A 7,540-nucleotide genomic window follows, 5' to 3' on the forward strand; every position below is an offset into this window, starting at 1 on the left:
CATTTATGAAAAAATTTTTATCTCTAACTTTAATATTACTTGGCTTTACTTTTTCTTTGGCTCAAGATTTATACTTGGTCAAATTAAAACCAAAGGAAAATACATCAAATTTTTTATCAAACCCTTTGCAGATACTTTCTCAACGATCATTAGATAGAAGAGAAAAGTATAAAATCTCGATCACTGAGGAAGATGTTCCTATATCTGAGTATAGAATTAATGAACTTAAAAAATTATCATTAAATTATATTGGGCATTCGAAATGGTTGAATACTATGATGGTAGAGATTTCTGATGAAACTATTTTGAGTAAATTAAAAGCATTAAGTTTTGTTGAAACTGCAGAATCTTTGGTTCGTAATTCAGTTCCTAAATCATCAAATAAAAATTTGTCAAAATGGAAAGATCTAATACATAATTCAGAAGAGTTTAATTATGGTTATGCTAATGATTTTATTGACCAAATTAATTTAAAACCACTTCACAATAATAATATTTTAGGACAAGGAGTTTTGATAGCAGTTATTGATGCTGGCTTTCCTAGAGTTGATAAAATTTCAGCATTTGATATATTGCGTAAAGAGAATAGAATTCTTGACACCTATGATTTTGTAGATAAAAAAGAAAATGTATATGATGCAGATAATCATGGAACAATGGTTTTATCTACAATGACAGCAGAAGTTGATGGAAAATATGTAGGAACTGCACCAAAAGCTACATATTCGTTATATCGATCAGAAGACAATACTTCAGAAACTCCAAAAGAGTTGATGTATTGGGTTCAAGCTGCAGAAAGAGCAGATAGTGTAGGTGCTGATGTAATAAATACCTCTTTGGGATATTATGCTTTTGATGATGCGAGATACGATTATACATTTGATAATATGGACGGAAAAACGACATTAATTTCTAAAGGAGCTGAAATAGCTGCTAATAAAGGAATTTTTGTTGTGGTAGCAGCTGGTAATGAAGGAAATGATCCTTGGAAAATGATTTCAGCACCTGCAGATGTTAAAAATGTGTTTTCAATTGGAGCAAATGATATATACAAAAATCCCGCAGCATTTTCGTCTTTTGGATCAAACGCATTAGGGGAAATTAAACCAAATGTATCAGCTTTAGGACAAAATATTGTAGTTTATTTGCCTGATGGAAGTTTAACTTATTCGAATGGAACTTCATTTGCATCACCAGTTTCAGCAGGAGCTGTAGCATTAATGATTCAACAATTTCCTAAAATTAAACATGATATTTTAAAAGATAAAATTCAAGAATCTGCTCATCTTTTTTCCTTTCCTTCAAATCAATTAGGTTATGGCGTACCAAATTATTATAAGGCATCTCAAGATTTATTGAAAACAAATGAAGTAGAGAACTTAAAATCAATAAAGATATATCCGAATCCTTTCCAAGATGTTATTCATATAAAATCTAAAGAAGAAATCGCAAAAATAGAATTATATAATTTGATTGGACAAAAGATCATTTCGATGAATAATCGAAATTCTATTTCAACAAATCAATTACAATCTGGAGTTTATTTAATTCATATTACAGATTCTAAAGGAAATGCTTTAGTAGAGAAAGTTGTTAAGAAGTAAATTATTTCCGAAGTCAAATGATTAATTTTTGACTTCGGAAATTTTATTTTGAATAATGTTTTATTGCATTTTCTTTGTCTTGATTCATCGCGGTGATTAAATCATCTAAAGAATCAAATTTCTTTTCATCTCGCAAATGACCTAAAAATTCAAGGCGAATTGTTTCTCCATAAATTTCTCGATCAAAATCCAATATATTCACTTCTACTCGATGTTCGCGAGAATTGGTAACCGTTTCTCTAAATCCGATACTTAATAAACCTAAATATTTTTGATTATCTACAAAAACATCAACCGCATAAACACCATCTTTTGGAATCAATTTATTAGGATCAACTTGTAAATTAGCGGTAGGAAAACCAAGTGTACGCCCAATTTTATCACCATGAACAACTTCTCCAGAAAGTGGATAATGATAGTTTAACGCTTTGTTCGCATATGCGATATTTCCTTCGATAAGTGCATTTCTAATTTTTGTAGAACTCACCGCCACATCATTTTCTTCGACAGCTTGCAATTGAATCAAATTGAAACCATATTCTTTCGAAAGAACTTGTAATTGCTCAAAATTTCCTTCTCTATTTTTCCCGAAATGATGATCGTAACCAATCACTAACGTATCAATATTGATTTTATCAACCAATAAATTCTTGACAAATTCGACAGAAGTTACTTGGGAAAAATCTTTTGTAAACGCTTGAATAATCAAATGTTCTAACCCAAATTGACGTAAAACATTTTCTTTTTCCTCTAAAGTATTCAAGAATTTAAGATCACAATTTGGTTGTAAAACCATTCGAGGATGTGGATTAAAAGTAATCAGAACACTTTCCCCATCAATTTCATTTGCAATTGTATTGAGTTGTTTTAGAATAGATTGATGTCCAATGTGTACACCATCAAACATGCCCAAAGTAAGGACGGGACGTTTGATAGGTTTGATTTCTTCTAAGGATTGATAAACGTTCACTAAAAATGATTTTGCACAAAATTAAGGCTTTCAAATCGAACTTCAAATCTATTTTTAATTTCCTTTGATTGTAATATTCTGATTACTAATCAAAATATTATGACAAAAATCTTAAAAAGTATATAAATTATACAATGTTTTTAACTTACCTTTGCACCCAAATAAAATAAACTAAATCATTTCATATAATGGCAAATCAAAAGAAAGGTAAGATTGCACAGGTTATTGGACCTGTAATTGACGTTATTTTTGATAACGCAGAAGGCCTTCCAAATATTTATGATGCATTAGAGGTTCCTCGTCAAGGAAAAGAAACATTAATTCTTGAAGTCGAGCAACACATCGGTGAAGATACTGTACGTTGTATCGCAATGGATAGTTCTGATGGTTTACAAAGAGGTCAAGAAGTTATCGCTTTAGGAAAACCAATTATGGTTCCTATTGGAGAAAACATCAAAGGACGTGTATTTAATGTAGTTGGAGATGCTATTGATGGTTTAGGGAATTTAGACAAAGAAAACGGTTTACCTATTCACCGTCCAGCTCCAAAATTCGAAGAATTATCAACATCTGCAGAAGTTTTATTTACAGGGATTAAAGTAATTGACTTAGTAGAGCCATACGTAAAAGGTGGTAAAATTGGTTTATTTGGTGGTGCCGGAGTAGGTAAAACAGTATTAATTCAGGAGTTGATGAACAACATCGCTAAAGGACACGGAGGTTTATCTGTATTCGCTGGTGTTGGTGAGCGTACTCGTGAAGGTAATGACTTAATGCGTGAGATGATTGAAGCTGGATTAATTAATTACGGTGAAGATTTCATGCACTCTATGGAAGGTGGATCTTGGGATTTATCTAAAGTAAACAGCGAAAACATGAAAGAGTCTAAAGCTGCTTTCGTTTTCGGACAAATGAATGAACCTCCAGGTGCACGTGCTCGTGTTGCTTTAACAGGTTTAACATTAGCTGAATATTTCCGTGATGGAGATGGACAAGGTCAAGGACGTGACGTATTATTCTTCGTAGATAATATCTTCCGTTTTACACAAGCAGGTTCTGAGGTTTCTGCCTTATTAGGACGTATGCCATCAGCCGTAGGTTATCAGCCAACATTAGCAACTGAAATGGGTGCTATGCAAGAGCGTATTACATCTACTAAAAACGGATCTATTACATCTGTACAAGCAGTATATGTACCTGCCGATGATTTAACTGACCCTGCGCCAGCTACGACTTTCGCGCACTTAGATGCTACAACGGTATTAGATCGTAAAATTGCTTCATTAGGTATTTACCCAGCGGTAGATCCATTGAACTCTACATCTCGTATCTTATCACCAGCAATTATTGGTAAAGAACATTACGAAACAGCACAACGTGTAAAAGAAATCTTACAACGTTACAATGCTTTACAAGATATCATCGCGATTTTAGGTATGGAAGAGTTATCAGAAGAGGATAAGTTAGTTGTACACCGTGCACGTCGTATCCAACGTTTCTTATCTCAACCATTCCACGTTGCAGAACAGTTTACAGGTATCCCAGGTGTTTTAGTAGACATCAAAGATACAATCAAAGGATTCAACATGATCTTAGATGGTGAAGTTGACCAATATCCTGAGGCTGCATTCAACTTACGTGGTACAATCGAAGAAGCGATTGAAGCTGGAGAAAAAATGTTAGCAGAAGCTAAATAATATAGTTTAACCATACAAAGAGTGCTTACGTTTCTTTTCTTTTTGAAAGTTGCTAAGTACTCTTTTTTTTAAAAACAATAGGATTATGCACTTACAAATTATTACGCCAGAATTCGTAGTTTTCGATGCAGAAGTAGATGCTGTTACTTTACCAGGGAAAGATGGTGAATTTCAGTTATTAAATAACCACGCTCCTATCGTTGCAACTTTAGGTGAAGGAACAATCAAAATTAAAGTTCACACAAAAACTTTCGAAGATTTCGATAATCAATCTGGCAAAGTTTACAGTTCTCCATCTAATGAATCTACATTATTGTTAGATATCAAAGGAGGAACAATAGAAATGAACAATAATAAAGTAATAGTTTTAGCAAACTAATTACTTTTTTATCATAAAACTTAAAAGGAGATCAATTTTGATCTCCTTTTTTTATATTTTCTACTTAATATTCTCTTTTTTACTTCAAATTTTATTCTGTTTAAATGCTTTTTATAGATTTCGAAAGAAATATTTTTAACTTTTTGGTGTAAATATTCTTTATAAATTGATTTTGTAGATTTATTTTCTGAAAACTTATTATAAATTTTATTATTTAGAAAATTATTCTAATTTCACATCTAATATAAAACTACAAAGTGTAGTTAGAAATGAATAATTTTTTTAAAGATGAAGTACAATTCTAAAAAACATTCTTTTGGACACGGCGTCCTGCTTCACAGCATCTATAATTGTATCAATAGTAAAATTCGAATGTGCAGCTGCTAATTTCAGCTAACTAACCTACCCTACTATTTATTAATCGTAGTCACATTCAAAACAATTTTATTATGTCAACAGAAAAACAATTACATTTCGATACTTTACAAGTGCACGCAGGTCAAGAAGTAGACCCAACAACAGGCTCTCGCGCTGTTCCAATTTATCAAACATCTTCTTATGTATTTAATGATGCCGAACACGGAGCAAATTTATTTGCTTTGAAAGAATTTGGTAACATTTACACAAGAATTCAGAATCCAACAACTGACGTTTTCGAAAAACGTATTGCTGCGCTCGAAGGTGGTGTTGCGGCATTAGCTGTTTCATCGGGACAAGCGGCACAATTTATTGCTTTAAATAATATTTTAGAATCAGGTGATAATTTTGTTTCAGCTTCTAATCTTTATGGCGGAACATATAATCAATTCAAGGTTGGTTTTAAGCGTTTAGGTGTTGATGTTCGCTTTGCCGAAGATGCAGATCCAGCTAAAATTGAATCATTAATTGATGAAAATACAAAAGCGATTTATGCAGAAACGATAGGAAACCCGAGTTTTAATGTTCCAGATTTTGAAGCAATCGCTGCAATTGCACAAAAACACAACATTCCATTTATTGTGGATAATACGTTTGGTGCGGGCGGTTATATTTTCAAACCTTTAGAACATGGAGCAAATGTTGTCGTTGAATCTGCAACAAAATGGATCGGTGGACATGGAACTTCGATCGGTGGAGTTATCGTGGATGGCGGAAATTATGATTGGGGTAATGGTAAATTTCCACAATTTTCTGAACCATCAGAAGGTTATCATGGTTTAGTTTTTTCCGATGTCTTCGGGGTGAATGGACCTTTTGGGAATATTCAGTTTATTATTCGTGCTCGCGTAGAAGGTTTGCGCGATTTTGGTCCCGCAATTTCACCTTTCAATTCTTTCCTATTGTTACAAGGTTTAGAAACGTTGTCGTTAAGAGTTCAGAAACATTTGGACAATACGTTAGAAATTGCGCATTGGTTAGAACTTCATCCGCAAGTAGAAAAAGTGAATTATCCTGGATTAATTACTTCTCCAAGTCATCATTTGGCAAAAAAATATTTGAAAAATGGTTTTGGGGCTGTTTTATCGTTCCAAATTAAAGGAAATGCAGACAAAGCGAATCAATTTATTGATAGTTTAGAATTGATTAGTCATTTAGCAAATGTTGGTGACGCAAAATCGTTAATTATTCATCCTTCCGCAACAACTCATCAACAATTGAGCGATGGTGAACAAAAATCTGCTGGAGTTTTTCCAGGATTATTGCGTCTTTCTGTCGGAATCGAATATATTGATGATATCAAAAATGATCTTCAGCAAGCTTTTGATAAAATTAAATAAACAAAGTATTTTAGCTATAAATTAATTCAGTGAATTTTCATCAATATAATTATACAAAGCCATTTCAATTAGAAAATGGTCAAATTCTCGAAAATTTAACCATTGCTTATCATACAGCGGGAACATTGAATCCCGAAAAAAACAATATCATCTGGGTTTGTCATGCTTTAACGGCAAACTCGGATGTTTTCGATTGGTGGGCTGGTCTTTTTGGAGAAAATGAATTGTTCAATCCAAAAGATCATTTTATTATTTGTGCAAATGTGATTGGTTCTAATTACGGAACAACAAATCCGTTGTCTACAAATCCTGAAACAAATTCGCCTTATTATAGAGATTTTCCTACAATTACGATAAAAGATATGTCAAATGCGCATCAATTGTTAGCAGATCATTTAGGAATTTCAACTATTCATTTATTAATTGGTGGTTCACTCGGTGGTCAACAAGCGTTAGAATTTACGTTGCTGAATCAAGTTAAAGTGGATAATTTGGTTTTGTTGGCGACAAACGCGATACATTCTCCTTGGGGAATTGCGTTCAACGAATCGCAGCGTTTAGCTATCGAAGCCGATTCAACTTTTAATGATAAAACTGAGAATGGAGGAAGAAATGGATTGATTGCAGCACGTACAATTGCGATGTTGTCTTATCGTACCTATATTATATATGAACAGAAGCAAAAAGACGAGGATTCTGTTTACAACGATTTCAAAGCTTCTTCTTATCAAAAATATCAAGGTGAAAAATTAGCAAACAGATTCAATGCTCATTCTTATTGGACACTTTCGAAAGCCATGGATTCACAAAATCTGGCTCGAAATAGAGAATCTTTAGAGAAATCTTTGTCTCAGATTTCTTCGAACACTTTAGTGATTGGAATTTCCTCGGATATTTTATTTCCACCAAGTGAGCAAAAATTTATAGCGAATCATATTCCAAATGCAAAATTCATCGAAATAGATTCTATTTTTGGACACGATGGTTTCTTGGTCGAATTACAAGAATTAAATACAATTTTGGAACATCTCGTATAATATTATGAAATGAATAATTATATGAAGCTCGATTTATTCGAGCTTTTTTTATTTATAAATAGATTCTACTTCGTAGAATTTCTCCCGAGTCGCTCC

The 7,540-nt window shown here is 32.8% G+C and carries 6 protein-coding genes; 5 read left to right on the plus strand and 1 reads right to left on the minus strand.

The window, feature by feature from the left end:
* Nucleotides 1-5 precede the first annotated feature (5 nt).
* A complete protein-coding gene (locus B4H69_RS09960; RefSeq protein ID WP_291093789.1) occupies nt 6-1,604 on the plus strand; it encodes a S8 family peptidase in 1,599 nt (532 codons plus the stop codon).
* Between the two features lie 43 nt (nt 1,605-1,647).
* Here the strand turns inward: B4H69_RS09960 and B4H69_RS09965 are convergent, their stop codons facing one another.
* A complete protein-coding gene (locus B4H69_RS09965; protein WP_180905514.1) occupies nt 1,648-2,574 on the minus strand; it encodes a bifunctional riboflavin kinase/FAD synthetase in 927 nt (308 codons plus the stop codon).
* Between the two features lie 188 nt (nt 2,575-2,762).
* Between B4H69_RS09965 and atpD the strand changes: the two genes are divergently transcribed.
* The 4 genes from atpD (at nt 2,763) to B4H69_RS09985 (ending at nt 7,444) form a co-directional block, all read left to right on the plus strand.
* Nucleotides 2,763-4,271 carry a F0F1 ATP synthase subunit beta gene (gene atpD / locus B4H69_RS09970; protein ID WP_114998651.1) on the plus strand — a complete coding sequence of 503 codons (1,509 nt, stop codon included), beginning with the start codon at nt 2,763-2,765 and terminating at the stop codon, nt 4,269-4,271.
* 85 nt (nt 4,272-4,356) lie between these two features.
* Entirely contained in the window at nt 4,357-4,650 is a 294-nt protein-coding gene (locus tag B4H69_RS09975; protein ID WP_038336143.1) for a F0F1 ATP synthase subunit epsilon, read from the plus strand.
* Between the two features lie 449 nt (nt 4,651-5,099).
* The gene (locus B4H69_RS09980; RefSeq protein WP_280045949.1) at nt 5,100-6,407 is read left to right on the plus strand and encodes an O-acetylhomoserine aminocarboxypropyltransferase/cysteine synthase family protein; all 1,308 of its coding nucleotides are present in this window, start codon (nt 5,100-5,102) and stop codon (nt 6,405-6,407) included.
* 29 nt (nt 6,408-6,436) lie between these two features.
* A complete protein-coding gene (locus tag B4H69_RS09985) occupies nt 6,437-7,444 on the plus strand; it encodes a homoserine O-acetyltransferase family protein (protein WP_180905512.1) in 1,008 nt (335 codons plus the stop codon).
* Nucleotides 7,445-7,540: the final 96 nt, after the last annotated feature.

The sequence above is a fragment of the Empedobacter sp. UBA6745 genome (assembly GCF_002453775.1).
GTDB lineage: Bacteria > Bacteroidota > Bacteroidia > Flavobacteriales > Weeksellaceae > Empedobacter > Empedobacter falsenii_C.

Excerpts from the sequence above, each read along its gene's own strand:
- B4H69_RS09960 (WP_291093789.1), top strand. The coding sequence starts at position 6 with ATGAAAAAATTTTTATCTCTAACTTTAATATTACTTGGCTTTACTTTT.
- atpD (WP_114998651.1), top strand. The coding sequence starts at position 2,763 with ATGGCAAATCAAAAGAAAGGTAAGATTGCACAGGTTATTGGACCTGTA.
- B4H69_RS09975 (WP_038336143.1), top strand. The coding sequence starts at position 4,357 with ATGCACTTACAAATTATTACGCCAGAATTCGTAGTTTTCGATGCAGAA.
- B4H69_RS09980 (WP_280045949.1), top strand. The coding sequence starts at position 5,100 with ATGTCAACAGAAAAACAATTACATTTCGATACTTTACAAGTGCACGCA.